General features: G+C 46.3%; 19 protein-coding genes. 17 read left to right on the top strand and 2 right to left on the bottom strand.

All coding sequences use genetic code 11. The features are described 5' to 3' along the window. The first annotated feature begins 45 nt into the window (after positions 1-45). The 9 genes from rpsA (at position 46) to MHB84_RS23810 (ending at position 7042) form a co-directional block, all read left to right on the top strand. Positions 46-1260, top strand: coding sequence for a 30S ribosomal protein S1 (gene rpsA / locus MHB84_RS23770; protein WP_076288924.1), 1215 nt, complete (start codon positions 46-48; stop codon positions 1258-1260). Positions 1261-1444: 184 nt separating this feature from the next. Next, positions 1445-2767, top strand: coding sequence for a ribosome biogenesis GTPase Der (der, locus tag MHB84_RS23775; protein ID WP_024630683.1), 1323 nt, complete (start codon positions 1445-1447; stop codon positions 2765-2767). 11 nt (positions 2768-2778) lie between these two features. Continuing rightward, on the top strand, positions 2779-3402 hold the full coding sequence (gene plsY, locus MHB84_RS23780; protein ID WP_076288925.1) for a glycerol-3-phosphate 1-O-acyltransferase PlsY: 624 nt from the start codon (positions 2779-2781) through the stop codon (positions 3400-3402). After that, a complete protein-coding gene (locus MHB84_RS23785) occupies positions 3395-4435 on the top strand; it encodes an NAD(P)H-dependent glycerol-3-phosphate dehydrogenase (protein WP_076288926.1) in 1041 nt (346 codons plus the stop codon). Before plsY ends, MHB84_RS23785 begins: the two co-directional genes overlap by 8 nt. 99 nt (positions 4436-4534) lie before the next feature. Further along, entirely contained in the window at positions 4535-4810 is a 276-nt protein-coding gene (locus MHB84_RS23790) for a stage VI sporulation protein F (protein WP_076288927.1), read from the top strand. Positions 4811-4981: 171 nt separating this feature from the next. Next, positions 4982-5161: a DUF2768 family protein gene (locus tag MHB84_RS23795; protein WP_053780676.1), complete on the top strand. Its 180-nt coding sequence runs from the start codon at positions 4982-4984 to the stop codon at positions 5159-5161. Between the two features lie 83 nt (positions 5162-5244). Beyond that, positions 5245-5862: a hypothetical protein gene (locus MHB84_RS23800; RefSeq protein WP_076288928.1), complete on the top strand. Its 618-nt coding sequence runs from the start codon at positions 5245-5247 to the stop codon at positions 5860-5862. A 16-nt stretch (positions 5863-5878) separates the two neighbouring features. Further along, positions 5879-6232, top strand: a complete 354-nt coding sequence (locus tag MHB84_RS23805) for a 2Fe-2S iron-sulfur cluster-binding protein (RefSeq protein ID WP_076288929.1) — start codon at positions 5879-5881, stop codon at positions 6230-6232. Between the two features lie 36 nt (positions 6233-6268). After that, on the top strand, positions 6269-7042 hold the full coding sequence (locus tag MHB84_RS23810) for a hypothetical protein (RefSeq protein WP_076288930.1): 774 nt from the start codon (positions 6269-6271) through the stop codon (positions 7040-7042). A gap of 151 nt (positions 7043-7193) precedes the next feature. On the opposite strand, the gene MHB84_RS23815 is transcribed toward MHB84_RS23810, so the two are convergent. Further along, positions 7194-7583 (bottom strand): tautomerase family protein, encoded by a 390-nt coding sequence (locus MHB84_RS23815; RefSeq protein ID WP_076289336.1) that lies wholly within the window; start codon positions 7581-7583, stop codon positions 7194-7196. 456 nt (positions 7584-8039) lie between these two features. On the opposite strand from MHB84_RS23815, the gene spoIVA reads away from it, so the two are divergent. The 5 genes from spoIVA (at position 8040) to MHB84_RS23840 (ending at position 13933) form a co-directional block, all read left to right on the top strand. Continuing rightward, positions 8040-9518, top strand: a complete 1479-nt coding sequence (gene spoIVA, locus MHB84_RS23820) for a stage IV sporulation protein A (protein WP_076288931.1) — start codon at positions 8040-8042, stop codon at positions 9516-9518. 217 nt (positions 9519-9735) lie between these two features. Beyond that, positions 9736-10833 carry a sugar ABC transporter substrate-binding protein gene (locus MHB84_RS23825; RefSeq protein WP_076288932.1) on the top strand — a complete coding sequence of 366 codons (1098 nt, stop codon included), beginning with the start codon at positions 9736-9738 and terminating at the stop codon, positions 10831-10833. A gap of 106 nt (positions 10834-10939) precedes the next feature. Continuing rightward, positions 10940-12457, top strand: coding sequence for a sugar ABC transporter ATP-binding protein (locus MHB84_RS23830; RefSeq protein WP_076288933.1), 1518 nt, complete (start codon positions 10940-10942; stop codon positions 12455-12457). Next, on the top strand, positions 12454-13440 hold the full coding sequence (locus MHB84_RS23835) for an ABC transporter permease (protein ID WP_063566763.1): 987 nt from the start codon (positions 12454-12456) through the stop codon (positions 13438-13440). The genes MHB84_RS23830 and MHB84_RS23835 overlap by 4 nt, the downstream gene beginning before the upstream one ends. Before the next feature lie 220 nt (positions 13441-13660). Then, positions 13661-13933, top strand: a complete 273-nt coding sequence (locus MHB84_RS23840) for an HU family DNA-binding protein (RefSeq protein ID WP_024630670.1) — start codon at positions 13661-13663, stop codon at positions 13931-13933. A gap of 66 nt (positions 13934-13999) precedes the next feature. On the opposite strand, the gene MHB84_RS23845 is transcribed toward MHB84_RS23840, so the two are convergent. After that, a complete protein-coding gene (locus tag MHB84_RS23845; protein ID WP_175382481.1) occupies positions 14000-14161 on the bottom strand; it encodes a hypothetical protein in 162 nt (53 codons plus the stop codon). 147 nt (positions 14162-14308) lie between these two features. Between MHB84_RS23845 and mtrB the strand changes: the two genes are divergently transcribed. The 3 genes from mtrB (at position 14309) to MHB84_RS23860 (ending at position 16145) form a co-directional block, all read left to right on the top strand. Then, positions 14309-14530: a trp RNA-binding attenuation protein MtrB gene (gene mtrB, locus MHB84_RS23850; protein ID WP_024630669.1), complete on the top strand. Its 222-nt coding sequence runs from the start codon at positions 14309-14311 to the stop codon at positions 14528-14530. A gap of 98 nt (positions 14531-14628) precedes the next feature. Then, on the top strand, positions 14629-15180 hold the full coding sequence (locus MHB84_RS23855) for a hypothetical protein (protein WP_076288934.1): 552 nt from the start codon (positions 14629-14631) through the stop codon (positions 15178-15180). Positions 15181-15281: 101 nt separating this feature from the next. Then, on the top strand, positions 15282-16145 hold the full coding sequence (locus MHB84_RS23860; protein WP_076288935.1) for a heptaprenyl diphosphate synthase component 1: 864 nt from the start codon (positions 15282-15284) through the stop codon (positions 16143-16145). The last annotated feature ends 2 nt before the right edge of the window (positions 16146-16147 follow it).

Consider the following 16147-nt stretch of genomic DNA (forward strand, 5'->3'; position numbering starts at 1 on the left):
AGGTTTGAATATAATGGGGTTTTTGAATTGAGGAGGGTATTTGACATGTCGGAAGAAATGAAAAATCAAGAAGCAACCCAAGATGAGTTGGATCAATTCGTTTCCTTGAAAAAAGGAGATACCGTAAAAGGAACCATCGTCAAATTGGAAGATAACCAAGCCTATGTGAGCATTGGATATAAATATGACGGTGTAATTCCAATTCGTGAACTGTCTTCCCTACACGTAGACAGCGCGTCTGATGCAGTTGAAGTTGGACAAGAAGTTGAAGCTAAAGTACTTAGCATCGACGACGAGAAAGAAAAACTCGTTCTGTCCAAACGTGCAATCGACAGCGAAAACGCTTGGGATCAATTGCAAAAGCATTTTGAAGACCAAGACGTATTCGAAGTTGTTGTAGCTGACGTTGTTAAAGGCGGGCTGGTAGCAGACGTGGGCGTACGCGGATTTATCCCGGCTTCCATGGTAGAGCGCCATTTCGTTGAAGATTTCAGCGATTACAAAGGGCGCACATTGCGTGTTAAAGTGAAAGAGATCGACCGTGAGAATAACAAAGTGATCCTTTCCCAAAAAGACGTACTTGAGCAAGAATTCGAAGCAAACAAAGCTACGGTTATGGCTGGTTTGCAAGAAGGTCAAGTTATCGAAGGTACGGTACAACGTTTGACTCAATTCGGTGCTTTCGTTGATGTTGGCGGAGTAGACGGATTGGTTCACGTATCCGAGCTGGCTTGGACACACGTTGACAAACCATCGGACGTTCTGTCTGAAGGCGATAAAGTAAACGTAAAAGTGCTGAAAGTTGATCCTGAAAAAGGTAAAATCAGCCTGAGCATGAAAGCTGTTCAACCAGGTCCTTGGGAAACAGCTGGCGACAAATTCAACTCTAGCGATATCGTAACAGGTGTTGTAAAACGTCTGGTTGACTTCGGTGCTTTTGTTGAAATCGCTCCTGGTGTTGAGGGACTTGTGCATATCTCGCAAATCTCCCACAAACATATTGGCACTCCGCACGAAGTGTTGAAAGAAGGACAAGAAGTTCAAGTTAAAATCTTGGACATGAATCCTTCTGAGCAACGTGTAAGCCTGAGCATCAAGGAAACTGAAGAAGCTCCTGCTCAAGCGCCAAAATCAGAAAGACCTGCAAGAAACAATGCTCCACGTGAAGAAATCAACAACCCGAACGTTTCCTTGAGCAATCAAGGTCTGAGCATCACGCTCGGCGAGCGCTTCGGTGACAAACTCAGCAAATTCAAATAAGTTATACATGCATGGTTCTTAGTTATATACTGCATATTTTGCTGAACAATAAAAGCAAGATCGGCGAGCCCCAGCGGGTTCGCCGATTGTTTTTATTGCGAGTATAACGGCATGAAACGTTAGCCAAGACAGGCGTTTTTTGCTATGATGATTATCGTAAGTATGGACAGGAGGAGTGGAATGTATGGCAAGACCCGTTGTGGCAATTGTCGGGCGACCGAATGTGGGCAAATCCACCATTTTTAATCGGATCATCGGCGACAGATTGGCCATTGTGGAAGACAAGCCGGGCATTACCCGTGACCGTATCTACGGAATCGGCGAATGGAACGGTAAACCATTTAGCATTATCGATACAGGTGGTATCGAAATCGACGGCGAGGACGTCATTTTAAAATCAATCCGGATGCAGGCAGAGCTCGCCATTGAAGAAGCGGATGTTATTGTATTCATGTGTGATGCAAAAGCAGGGATTACGCAATCTGATGAAGAAGTCGCAGAGATGTTGTACCGCTCAGGTAAGCCTATCGTTGTAGCCGTTAACAAAGTGGATAATATCGGGCGCAGTGAGCTCATTTATGAGTTTTATGGATTTGGATTTGGTGATCCAATCGGAGTATCGGGAAGTCATGGTACAGGTGTAGGTGATTTGCTGGATGCCATCGTTGAGAAATTGCCTGAACTTGAGGAAGAGACTTACGATGACGATGTCATTCGTGTAGCTCTGATCGGACGTCCTAACGTGGGTAAATCTTCATTGGTGAATGCCATTTTGGGCGAAGAACGTGTTATTGTCAGTGATGTTGCTGGTACGACGCGGGATGCGATCGATACACCGTTTGAAAAAGACGGTCAGCGCTATGTGCTGATTGATACAGCAGGTATGCGTAAACGTGGTAAAGTCTATGAGACCACGGAGAAATACAGCGTGATGCGTGCGATGCGTGCCATTGAGCGTGCAGATGTTGTTCTGATTGTAATTAATGGTGAAGAAGGCATTATCGAGCAGGACAAGCATATTGCAGGTTATGCATTTGAAGCAGGCAAAGCCTCCATGTTTGTTGTGAACAAATGGGACGTTGTAGAGAAGTCTGATAAAACAATGAATGAGTTTGAGAAAAAAATTCGGGATCATTTCCTGTTTATGACTTACGCTCCGGTTGTATTTTTGTCAGCCAAGACAAAACAACGCTTACAAAAATTGTTGCCTGTGGTGCAGCGTGTGGCCCAGCAGCACTCGATGCGTGTTCAGACGCATCTGCTTAACGATGTAGTGTCTGATGCAGTGGCGATTAATCCGCCACCAACAGATAAAGGACGCAGAATGAGAATCAACTATGTGACTCAGGTTGCAGTTAAACCTCCGACCATGGTTATTTTTGTGAACGATCCGGAATTGATGCACTTTTCTTATGAACGTTACCTGGAGAATAAAATTCGTGCAGCGTTTGATTTTGAAGGGACGCCAATTCGCATATTTACTCGGAGGAAGTCCGACGAAGGTTAGGGGAGAAGTTTGTGATTTTACAAATCGCAGCGATTGTACTGAGCTATCTGCTCGGTTCAATCAGCTTTAGTGTCCTCCTTGCAAAAGCACTACGGGGGATCGATATCCGTCAACACGGAAGCGGAAATGCAGGGGCTACCAATACTTTGCGGATATTGGGTAAAGGACCAGCAATTCTGGTACTGCTGTTGGATGTACTCAAAGGTATTGCGGCCGTTTGGATTGGGGTTTGGTTCAGCAATGGTTCCGATTGGATTCCTGCACTTAGTGGTATAGCTGCCATTGCAGGACATAACTGGCCGCTGTACTTCCGTTTCCGTGGAGGAAAAGGAATTGCGACAGCGATTGGTGTACTCGTGACTCTTGCACTTATTCCTGCGCTATGCGCCGGGGTATTTGCGATCCTGTCCATCGTATTGACACGATATGTTTCATTGGGTTCCCTTATTTTTGTAGCTTTGACACCGCTCTTCATCCTTGTGTTACCCGGATATTCGATGAGTATCTTCTGGGGAAGTCTGATTATTTGTCTGTTTGCGTTCTGGAGACATCGTACCAATATTGCGAAGCTCGCCAAAGGACAGGAAAATAAATTGGGATCGAAAAACCCTGGAGGGGGAAAACGCGTTGTCTAAAAAAGTTGCTGTTCTGGTTGCTGGCAGTTGGGGTACTGCACTTGCCAGTGTATTGGCTGCCAATCAACTGGATGTGATCATGTGGACACGTGGTGAAGACCAGGCCGCAGAGATCAATAATAAACATACAAACCAACGCTTCCTTCCTGATGCAGAGCTGTCACCTCGTATTCAGGCAACCACGGATATGGCGACGGCAGTTGAAGGGGCTTCTGCTGTGTTAATTGTTGCTCCATCATCGGCGATGCGTTCGGTTGCACATCAGCTTAAGGCCTATTACAAACCGGAAATGTTAGTCATTCATGCAACCAAGGGTTTTGAGACAGAAAGTCTGAAACGTATGTCCACGGTCATTTCGGAAGAACTCGAATGTGAAGAAGGCCGTGTCGTTGTACTTTCTGGTCCAAGCCATGCGGAAGAAGTGGTTAAGCGTTGCCCAACGACGGTTGTTGTGGCATCACTGGATAAAGCTTCTGCCGAGGCGGCTCAAGGTTTATTTATGAATGCTTATTTCCGTGTGTACACGAATCGAGATATGATCGGTGTAGAACTGGCGGGAGCGTTTAAAAATATTATCGCGCTAGGAGCTGGTATGTCAGACGGGCTTAACTTTGGTGACAATGCCAAAGCAGCGTTGTTAACACGCGGGCTTGCCGAAATCACACGCATCGGTGTGGAGATGGGAGCGAATCCGCTCACGTTTTCTGGACTCGCAGGGATCGGCGATTTGGTCGTGACTGCGACCAGTCAGCACAGCCGTAATTGGAGAGCTGGCTCCTTGCTGGGCAAAGGACAGAAGCTGGACGATGTTTTGAATTCCATGGGCATGGTTGTGGAAGGTATTCGGACCACGCAGGCCGCCCACTTTATTTCTCAGAAATACGGTGTGCAAATGCCGATTGCAGATCAGCTTTATCACGTTCTTTTTCAAGAGAGACAGCCGCGGGATGCGGTTGAAGCTTTGATGGGACGTGATCCCAAGACCGAAATGGAAGTCATGACGCTTGAAACATGGGAGCAGTGGCATTCCTGATGGTAGCGTAGGCAGCTTTCCCGAAATGAGAAGCTTCTTCACCTTTTTTGCGGTGCACTCATATTATACACATGAGTATTGCCGGAGGAGGGGAGACGAATGGCTAACAACATTTCCAAGGAAGCGCTGAAAGCGATCAACAAAAAAACAGGGAAATCGATTACGGAAGGTGCCGTCAAGAAATTGGCGAGTACAGTAAAACCGTCCACCATGCAGAATGAAGCTCAATTGCGCCAACTGATCAAGCAAGTATCCGCCATGGCAAAAGTGCCAGTATCTGAGGATACAGTTCAGGATATCGTGAGTGCCGTCAAAAAAAGCGGATTAAACCCAAACAGTATGGAATCATTAATGAAAATGATGATAAAAAAATAATAGATCGCGCCTGCGTGCAGGCGATCAGGCAAGACAAAAAGACGAGTCGGCATCTGCCGGCTTGCTTTTTGTCTTTTTTTTTGGAAAGCTGAGCAATGTTTCGTGTTATAATAGTTGCAATTGTCACAGTGTCAGTGATGAATAACGGACTGAAGGGGAGAACTCTGGATTATGAACGCGATGGACAAGATGTGGCTTTCATTGGTCGCAATCCTTATTATGGGACTATCTGTATTCCTGATTACGTTTGCTCGATCCAAAACGAAAGGTATTGTACGGGGGATTCTTTCTTTAATTGCTTTTCTCATTATGCTGATTGGCTTCTTCGGCGGAATAGCTTCTCTGACCTGATCTTTCTCGCCTGAGAGATAACATCCGCATAAACACATCATAAGAACTGACACAACGAAAACGGATGAAGGGAAGGTGAGCCGATGAGGTCGCATGAAACGGAGGATCGGATAGAGCGCTATCCAGAATTACAAGCGGCTTTGCTGGAAACGGCGAAAGCTTGGGATGCAGAGCCTTATACGTGGCTGCTTGGAGGAAGCTGTGGGTTGTTGCTCCAACAGGTGGAATTACAGCAGGCTCCCAGAGATATTGATGTTTACGCTGACATCACCGCCGCGAAGTTGCTTCATAAATCTGCGCCTGGAATGGTGCTGGACGAGCCTGTCGTAGATAAAACTGGACCTTATGCCTCGCTGCTCAGTCATTATCAGGTAGGGACTTGTGCGTTGGAACTGGTTGGTGGTTTCGAAGTGTGGTCACGTAAAAGTTGGTACCGCATTGAAATTGAGCATATATTGGCCAAGTATGCACCTGAAGCCAAAGTGGGTTCTTACACATTGCGTTTAATGCCGCTTGCTCATGAACTGTTGTTCAATCTAATGAGAGGCCGTGCTGATCGTTATGAACCCATTGCAAGACAGATCCAGCAGATGCCCGAATCACATCAACCTCTAATGACTTTATTGGGGAAGCAAAATATATGGACAAGCCGATTCAGAGCAGAAGTGGAAGAGCTTGTTGGCTTCGAATGGCCTCAATAGGTTGGGAGGAAGAATGATGGATTACAATATTACATTTTTACCGCAAAATAAAACGATTCGGCTAAAGCCGGGTGTAACACTGCTAAATGCTGCACGTCGTGCAGGGGTGAAAATTGCAACGCGATGCGATGGAAAGGCAGCCTGTCTCATGTGTAAGGTGAAAGTAGATTCGGAACATCTTGCAGCGCTTCATCCACCAACAGATGCGGAGAAGCGTAAGCTAGGTTCGCTGCTGGATGCAGGTACTCGGTTGTCATGTCAGGCAAAGGTGCGGGGATCGGTGATGGTTCATGTTCCGGAGGACCCGCTGAAGGCAGCGATTCGTAAACAATTGGAGCGTCAACAGCAGGAAGAGGACGATTGGTTCTAAGAATACCTGAGTGGAACGATTTCAAGGAGGATACGGATGAACGAGAATATGGCGAAGGTCGCGAAACCAAGAGGGCAGAGGCGTCATTTGCAGAAGATGTCCTGTCTACTCTTGTTCCTATTGTTTGCTTTTACAGCAACGGGGTGTATGTATCAATCCCAGAGTAATCCTGATCCCAAAATAGCTTATAGGGAAAGCGTAAGCCGTATTCAAACTGCGGTAGAAGCATTCCAACAGGATCAGGGGATTTTGCCCATGGTCAATGCAGATATAGAAACACCGAAATATGAAAAATTTAGAGTGGATCTGTCCAAGCTGAAACAGCAGGGGTATCTGGATGAAATACCCGGCACTGCGTTTGAAAGTGGTGGGAGCGCTTACTTTCTCATTCAGGATGAAGAAGTGAACCCGACAGTCAAAGTCATGGATCTTCAAACCGTACAGAAAGTAAATGATGTTCAGCGAATGGTCAACCAGTACAAGTCCGTACATAACAATCAACTGCCAAGTGGGGAAGAATTGTATCCGAATCTATACGCTGTAGATATGGAACAAGCCGCACAGGCAGGTGCCCCAGCGGTTACACTGAATAGTGTATATTCGGGTCAGGAACTGCCTTTCATGATGGATGACGAGGGCAATGTCTATGTGGATTATGCTTTTGACATTATGCAGGCTGTAGAGAAGTCAGATAATGCTCCAACAAAAGTGGAAGATATGCGTGAATTCTTGCTGGAGCATTCTTACTTTGTCCCTGTAAAATCGGTCGCCTATACCTGGCAGAATAATACCCCGGTTGCAAAAAAGTAATAATGAACGTTAATTCGATTCGAATGCATGCAATCAATGATTATCCTTAAGGTAAAAAAAGAGATATTCCGCATCACGGAATATCTCTTTCTTGTATGTTGGTTTATAGTTCACATCATAAGGACCATAAACTATATTCAGATTACGTTGTTCAGACCTCCACTTTATAACTCAAGTCAAGTTCATCGCCGGGTAATCCCCGAATACCCCAATGACTACGCGGTGTTTCAAATATGGTGATCTCCACATCATTAGGTGATAACTTCAACTGTTCATTCATTCGTGTGAATAATTGCTGAATGAGTTCTTTCTTGACTTGATCTGTGCGGCCTTCGAACATGCTAATTTCAATAATGGTATATGCTGCTGAACGATCAGAGGGAAAAAGAAAATCATCCGTTTCCATGGGAAAGTAACGTTGAAACTTCTTGTTCTCCGGTAATCCCACAACATCCACCATAACGGAGTGTATAACTTGTGAAAGCTGTGCTTTCAATGGATTCAGGTGCTCACCTAGTCCATATACTTTGATCTGTGCCATGCTCATCTCACCTTTCTCATCTCATTATCTCTGCTCTTCTCTGCTAAAAAATGCCTTACCCTCACAGTATACCTTCTGCACGGCTTGAACGGTACCACGAAAACCAAATCAACGAACCGGCATAAAAGCTTCGGCACGCTCATAAAGTAGATTGAAATAAAGACGCGCAGTCCGAGAGCGGGGCGATTTTCTTAAGGCAACTACCTTGAGAAAAAAACAAAAAATACGCGTCATAATGCTGCATACGGATACATAAGATGATACTAGTCCAATTGCATGTACGAGTTAACGCCGCTTTCGCCGGTTTCATCAGAATGCAACGTTCGGCGGCGGACGACTTCCGGGCACTCACAAAGGCGGCTCTACCGTTGCAGGGATTTCAGTCTTCTGATTGAAAAAACGAAGCGGATGCTCTTTAGCATTTTTCCTTCGGAGTAATTTAGGGAGGGGATTTCATTGGAGAAAGTGGACATTTTTAAGGACATTGCCGAGCGGACCGGAGGGGATATCTATCTCGGGGTTGTCGGCGCAGTCCGGACAGGTAAATCAACATTTATCAAACGTTTCATGGAAACGATTGTACTGCCAAACATCACAAATGAGGCAGACCGCGGGAGGGCAGTGGATGAACTGCCACAGAGCGCAGCTGGCAAAACAATCATGACTACGGAGCCAAAATTCGTACCGAATAACGCGGTTCAAATCAAGGTCGCCGAGGGACTAGATGTCAATGTGCGCCTTGTGGATTGTGTAGGTTACGCAGTGGAAGGAGCCAAGGGATACGAGGATGAGAATGGACCACGCATGATCTCCACACCTTGGTTCGAAGAACCGATTCCTTTCCAGGAAGCTGCCGAAATTGGTACACGCAAAGTCATTCAGGAGCATTCCACATTGGGTGTGGTGGTCACAACAGATGGCACAATCGCTGAGATTGCCCGGAGTTCCTATGTGGAATCAGAGGAACGCGTTATAGCCGAACTGAAGGAAGTAGGCAAACCGTTTGTACTGGTGATCAACTCCACTCGCCCTCGCAGTGAAGAAGCGCTGCAGTTGCGAAGTGAGCTTGCTGCCAAGTATGACATTCCGGTTATGACACTCAGTGCAGCTACAATGACCGAAGATGATGTGACAGGTGTACTTCGCGAAGTGCTGTATGAGTTCCCTGTACATGAAGTGAATGTGAATTTGCCGAGCTGGGTAATGGTGCTGAATGAAAATCACTGGCTACGCAGCAACTATGAAAATTCCGTTCGCGATACGGTTAAGGATATCCGCAGATTGCGTGACGTGGATCGGGTAGTTGCTCAGTTCATGGAATACGAATTCATCGACCGAGCCGGTCTGAGTGGTATGAACATGGGGCAAGGTGTGGCAGAAATCGATCTGTATGCACCGGATGAACTATATGATCAGATCCTCGTGGAAGTTGTTGGTATTGAAATTCGTGGTAAAGATCATCTGCTGCAATTGATGCAGGAATTCTCCCATGCGAAGAGGGAGTATGATCGCTTCGCTGAGGCGCTGGAGATGGTCAAAACGACTGGCTACGGCATCGCGGCTCCATCCCTCGCCGAGATGGCACTGGATGAACCAGAACTCATCCGGCAAGGCACCAAATTCGGCGTCCGCCTGAAAGCAACCGCACCATCCATTCACATGATCCGGGTCGATGTGGAATCGGAGTTTGCACCGATTATCGGAACGGAAAAACAGAGTGAGGAACTGGTGAGATACTTGATGCAGGACTTCGAGAACGATCCGATCAAGGTATGGGATTCAGATATGTTCGGTCGTTCACTGCATTCCATCGTGAGAGAAGGCATTCAGGGTAAAATTGCGATGATGCCAGACAACGCACGATATAAATTGCAAGAGACGCTGGGACGTATTATTAACGAAGGTTCCGGTGGATTAATCGCTATAATTCTGTAAGTCCAAAAGGCCGTAGGGGTACCCCTCGCGGTCTTTTTCTTGTTTAATTTACATGATTCTGGATGAACTGGATAAGATACTTTAGTTTCGGATAAAAACTTAGCGAGTTTTAGCTTTAAATTACTAAAACCCATTTACATACTAGGGATTAGCCGTTATATTAATATTCAACTATTGTGATCGAGATCACAGAGAGTGTGAACAGGGGGAGAAAGAGATGAGAGGGAAAAACACAAAATGGGTATGGTTGAGTGTGCTGCTTGTATTTACATTGGCGCTGTCCGCTTGCGGAATTAAAAAAGAACCTGCTTCAACTACAGCTTCCGGCGCAGCAGAGGACAAGCCTCAAACCGAAGCAGTAACAGGCCCACTCAGTGGAAAACGAATTGCACTGATTATGGAATTTAACACAGGTACGTTCTCACAGCAATATGTGCAAGGGGTTAAAGAAGAAATCGAAAAATTCGGTGGACAACTGACTACGTTTGTCGCTGATAATGATAAAGCCAAAATGGTATCGTTGCTCGATAGCGCAATTAACCAGAAATTCGATGCCATTCTAACGGATCATGGGGATTCCTTGCTGACGCCGGGCGTGAAAAAGGCAGTAGAACAAAACATTCCGGTTGTTGTGTTCGATGCAGACATTAGCGTTCCGGGAGCAACAGTGTTGTCCCAGGATGATCAGAAGATGGCTGAGCTTACGCTGGAGCAAATGAAAAAAGATATTAACGGACAAGGCAATATCGTGAAAGTATGGGTAGCCGGTTTTGCACCAATGGAACGTCGTCAAATTGCTTATGGCAAGTTCCTGAAAGAGAACCCGGACATTAAGGAGATTGCAACGTTTGGTTCAGCACAGAATCCAGCGCTGGATACGCAAGCCAAAATGGAAGCGATTTTGAAACAATATCCAAAAGGTGAAATCACGGCGGTATGGACTGCTTGGGATGAGTTCGCTAAAGGTGCAGCACGTGCCATTCAGCAAGCAGGACGTGATGAGATCAAGGTATATGGTATTGACATGAGTGATGAAGATTTGCAGATGATCCAGGATCCGAAAAATCCTTGGGTAGCTTCCGCAGCGGTTGATCCAACAGACATTGGACGTGTTCAGGTTCGTTATGCGTACCAGAAGCTGAATGGGGATGAGACAGAGGATCAAGTGGTTCTCAACCCGGTTTATGTACAGCGTGATGCGCTGCCAGACAAACAAATCTCCACTTCAGAGCTGTCCGAGTATGTTGAGGGCTGGGGAGGAAGTACACAGGGAATCAAGGATTGGATGTCGGAATACGGAGTTACTGCTAAATAAAACAGCGTAACGGAGGCGCGCCACAAGGCGCGCTTTTTCCAACCATGATGAAAAAACTACATGAGAAAAGTGATACTCCCGTAGGGAGCGATTGGAGGTTGGCGTCATGAGTACTGCACCGATTCTGCTTCAAATGAAACATATCTACAAGCAGTTTGCAGGTATTCCTGCACTGAAAGACGTGGAGTTCTCCGTGAAAGGCGGGGAAATTCATGCGCTGCTTGGTGCGAATGGTGCCGGCAAGAGCACATTGATGAAAATTCTATCTGGTGCCTATCAACTGGATCAGGGCACCATTCAATTAAGTGGGCAAACAATTCATCTGAATTCACCAGGAGATGCTAAAGCGAGTGGAATTCACTGTGTGTACCAGGAAGTGGATGCTGCGCTAGTTCCCCAATTGACAGCTGCCGAGAACATTATGCTGGATCAATTGGCGTCGCCGAGTGGAGGTTGGTGGAAAAGCCCGCGGAAACTGCAACAGCGTGCGGCTGAAGCTTTGCAGCAATTAGGAGCGGCTATATCGGTTCACAAAAAAGTAGCCGACCTGACACTCGCGGAGAAGCAGATGATTCTGCTCGCACGTATCCTGATTCAGGATGCCAAGGTCATTATTTTTGATGAACCAACTGCACCGCTGAGCCAGGAAGAAACGGATGCTTTTTTTCGAATCGTTCATTTATTGAAAGAACGCGGAGTGGCATGTATTTTTATTACGCACCGTATTCCTGAAGTTACAAGTCACTGTGACCGCGTTACCGTTATGAGAGATGGACAACATGTGTTCACGGGTGAGGCAAAAGAGCTTACCATCAATGATCTGGTGACGCAGATGCTCGGAAAACCGTTTGAGGAAGAGTTCCCCAAGACAGAAGCCCCGGTAGGTGAAGTGCTGATGGAAGCAAGAGGACTTCGGCGTGGAGTCCGGGTCAAGGGCGTGGACCTGTCTGTTCGTCGAGGCGAAGTGCTTGCTGTGGTAGGGCTTGTAGGTGCGGGGAAAACGGAATGTTCCCGCTTGTTGATTGGTGCAGATCGGCTGGAGAGTGGAGAGATTCGGCTTAACAATCGTGAAATTCGTCTTTCCCAACCAGCTGATGCTGCGGCTCAGGGCATTGTCTCCGTGCCTGAGGAACGGCGGAAACAGGGGATTTTAATTGAGGAAAACGTAGAACGGAATTTGAGCCTGCCATTGCTTGGACGTCTTAGTAAATTGGGCTTTGTAAGTCGAAAGCGAGAGCGTGAGAATGCGGAATCTTTGGTGCAGCAGCTCGGTATCAAAACATCGTCAGTGCGGCAGGAAGTGAAGTATTTAAGCGGTGGCAATCAGCAAAAGGTGGCCATTGGCAAATGGCTGAATGCGGACGCAGACGTTTTTATCTTTGATGAGCCGACAAAAGGTGTGGATATCGGCGCCAAAAGTGACATCTTTCGCATCATTAACGAACTGGCTTTGGCGGGTAAAGCTGTTATCTATTTCACGTGTGAACTGGATGAAGGATTGGGCATTGGTGATCGAATTGCAGTCATGTGTGAAGGAACTATCGTAAAGGAATTCAAACGGGGCGAGACTAACCAAGAACAGCTGCTATACTATGCAAGCGGTGGACAAGAGGTGGGAGCATGAAAGATAAATCATTGGATTTTGCGTTCCGTTATGGCGCAATTATCGTTATTATTGGTGTTATAGCATTTTTCGGTATTAAATTGCCTTATTTCTTCACATATAGTAACTTGACCGATATTTTGGGTTCAATCTCTATCGTGACATTTGTGGCGATTGGTGTTACCTTATCTCTCATTGTTGATGGATTTGACCTCTCGGTGGGGGCTACCGTCTCGTTAACTACTGTCGTTACTGCTTCATTGATGATTTGGTATCAGCAGCCGCTGGCAGTTGTCATTATCGTCCCACTAATTATTGGGGCTGTGATTGGTTGGCTTAATTCCTTGCTCATTGTGAAACTGCGTATCCCGGATCTGCTCGCTACACTTGCCACGATGTACATTATCGGTGGAATTCATAAAACGTATGCTCAAGGATACACGATCTATAACCATATGCAGTTTCCTGACGGAAGCAAGGCTGCCGGAGAGATGGACCCCACATTTCTGCAGCTTGGGCAGGGAAAATGGCTGGGAATGCCGATTTCGGTCATCCTGCTGCTCATTGCGGTTATCGGTGTGCATATCTTTTTGACCTATACGAAGTATGGGCGCCAGATGTACGTTACGGGGGGCAATGAAGAAGCGGCACGCCTATCCGGTATCAAGGTGAAAAAGGTGCGTACACTCGCTTATGTAGCTGCTGGAGTGTTTGCTGCAATCGGCGGTATTATCTATGCATCCAAAGTAGGTTCAGGGCAAATCGATGCGGGATCACCGTTGTTAATGGAATCCGTGGCTGCTGTGTTTGTCGGATTCTCCGTATTTGGTGCAGGTAAACCAAACGTGATCGGAACATTCATCGGTTCGGTTCTGATTGGTGTTCTGGTGAACGGTCTGACTATGATGAATGTTCAATATTTCACGCATGATATTGTAAAAGGTGGGGTGCTCGTGCTTGCCCTGGCGGTTACATTTTACGTGTTAAACCGCAACCGCACTTGAAATTGTGTGCTGTCTGTATTAGTATAAAATTTGTTCGGCGTCTGAAACAACCTTTGTTTCAGGCGACATTCTGCCAGAAATGACTGTTGACCGCAGGCCGAGATTTCTGTTCATCACGCTCAAGATGTACGTAGATTTTTTGTGTATGAACGTATATTTCGCTATAAAACGGAAACACAGTATAACATTCAGGACATTGATTCAGGAGGTGAAAAAACAAATGAACAAATCAGACTTGATTACACACGTGTCCGAAGCTACTGAATTGTCCAAAAAGGATGTAACGAAAGCGGTTGATGCCGTATTTGAAGCAATCTCTGAGGCTCTTCAAAGCGGAGACAAAGTACAATTGGTTGGTTTTGGGAACTTCGAAGTTCGCGAGCGCTCTGCACGTAAAGGACGCAACCCGCAAACAGGTGAAGAAATCGAAATTCCTGCGAGCAAAATTCCTGCATTCAAACCAGGTAAAGCGCTCAAAGACGGAATTAAATAAGATTTCTACATATTCCATATGTCGACAAAAAGACCGTGACTTGTTCACGGCCTTTTCTTTTGTCCTTTAATTATTTTTCTTCCTGCCATCTTGCGATTCCGGATCATCCGGTTGCTGTGCATAGGCAATCAGAATAAGCTCTTCTCCAGCTGCTGCGGACATATGCTGTTCGGTTTCTTTTAACTGGTGAATATGCTCGTCTGTTAGTGCTGCGGGAATGTACTTCATATAAACTCTCCTTTCTGTGGCAGGATCTCTTGTAGTATGACCTGGGAGTAAAAGATTATTGCGCTCCATCCACATAAGGGCTGGTTGACAAATGAAACAATATTTATCATCATTAACGCTATTGAACTAGGAGAGGGGATGTGCGTGATGGATCATCCAACCGGCAGTGATTATATCGTAATTAAGGCGGAGGAGAACGGTGTTCAGGTGATCGGCTTAACCCGAGGTCAGGATACCCGCTTCCACCATACGGAGAAGCTGGATAAGGGAGAAGTCATGTTTGCCCAGTTTACCAATCATACTTCCGCCATTAAAATCCGTGGAAAAGCCACGCTGATTACGAAGCATGGACAGATTCAGTCGGAATAATGAAAATTGCAGGCATAGCCTGCTTTTTTTCATTGTACAATGAGGTATGAGCCTTTACCGGACAGACTACACTAATAGGTAAGGGCAGGGAGGCATTTATGAAACCGCGGATGATCGTGACTGCTTCACTGCTGGCAACGGTTGCGGCGGTCCTTCTGCTTGTTGCCATACAAACCTTACATATGCGTACCTTGGGCGGTGAAAACGTACAACCCGTTTCTGCGGCGCAGCATCCCGTCCAGCTAACAGAAGACAATCTGGTGGACGTGCTGAGCACCATGAAATTATCGACACCCATTGCCAGGGTGGAGTGGAAACAATCCATTTTGACACTTGATCTAAAGGTTACCGGAACCAGCACAAGTTACACCGAAATCTATGGTAATATGGCTGCTGTGGCAGATCTAGGATTTCGAAGTCTGGATAACGTGGAACAGGTGATGCTGCGTGTTATGGCAGAAGATGAATGGCTTCACAAAAGACATTTGTTGCTCGCTGCCGATTTTCGGCGTGGGGAATGGCCAATGTATGCAATCGAAACGCTTCGAGACTGGAATAGTCCGATCCTCTCGGACGAATTAAAGGACTGGTTTCACATGATGGAGACCGAACTTTGGAAGAAGCAATTCGAAATGTCAAGTCAGGGGTAATAGAATAGCATGATTCAGTGCGTGCCCGATAAACATATGCTATAATATATAAGATTGTAGTGCAGAAATGGTTTAACAATGTAAAGGCTCGGAGGCTGAGAATGAATTCATATCGCGTACCCCAACTAGCAAAGAAATATACGGATTACGACATGATTCGACAACATACGGAAATCCCATCATTTCCGGATAGCCGGGCTCGTCTGCTGCAGGTATTTGTGGGCCGCACAGACGAAAAGGTGCATGATGAGCTATACGCTCTCGCAACCTCGCTCGTTCAGTTGGCCATGGATACGCATGATCGAATCGATACGATATCCGGAGAGCGTAGAGAACTGGAGATGCGTTCACGCCAGCTGAACGTGCTTGCCGGAGATTATTTCAGTAGTCGTTTCTATCAGTTACTTGCCCATGCAGGTAAAATTGAAATGATCGGTAAACTTAGTGGTGCTGTATCCGAAGTGAATGCACGCAAGATGACGCTGTATGAACGGATGAAAAAGCTTCTCGTTTCGGCTGAAGAATACTTGCGTGAAACAGTACAGCTGAAGATGCAGCTGTTTCTTTCTTTTACAGGCATGATCCGTGATAACGAAGTATCGCTATGGAACGACCTGTTGGCCGAATTCAGCTACTGCGAGGCAATTATGGAAGAGCTGCGTCGGTTGAATGACGAACAGAGGTTTTATCACAGTTATGCTTTCTGGCATATTTACGAGTACGGTAATGACGATGAGCGAAAAATGCTGCGTCAGCCCGAGCCGGATACAAGAGCATGGAGCGGTATGGTGCTGAAGTATCGGATCGGCGAGTTTTTGCTGGACAAGCTTCGTGAGTGTACACACCGTATACAACTGTTGCTGCAAGACGAGGAAGATCAACTGGGCCTGCATGAGATTAATGCAATCCTGGAGCCTTACCTGACGTATTTGCAGCCTTCACATGCGGCAGTTAGGGAAGATTGAGG

This window comes from Paenibacillus sp. FSL F4-0087, assembly GCF_038020215.1.
GTDB classification, from domain to species: Bacteria; Bacillota; Bacilli; order Paenibacillales; family Paenibacillaceae; genus Paenibacillus; species Paenibacillus taichungensis.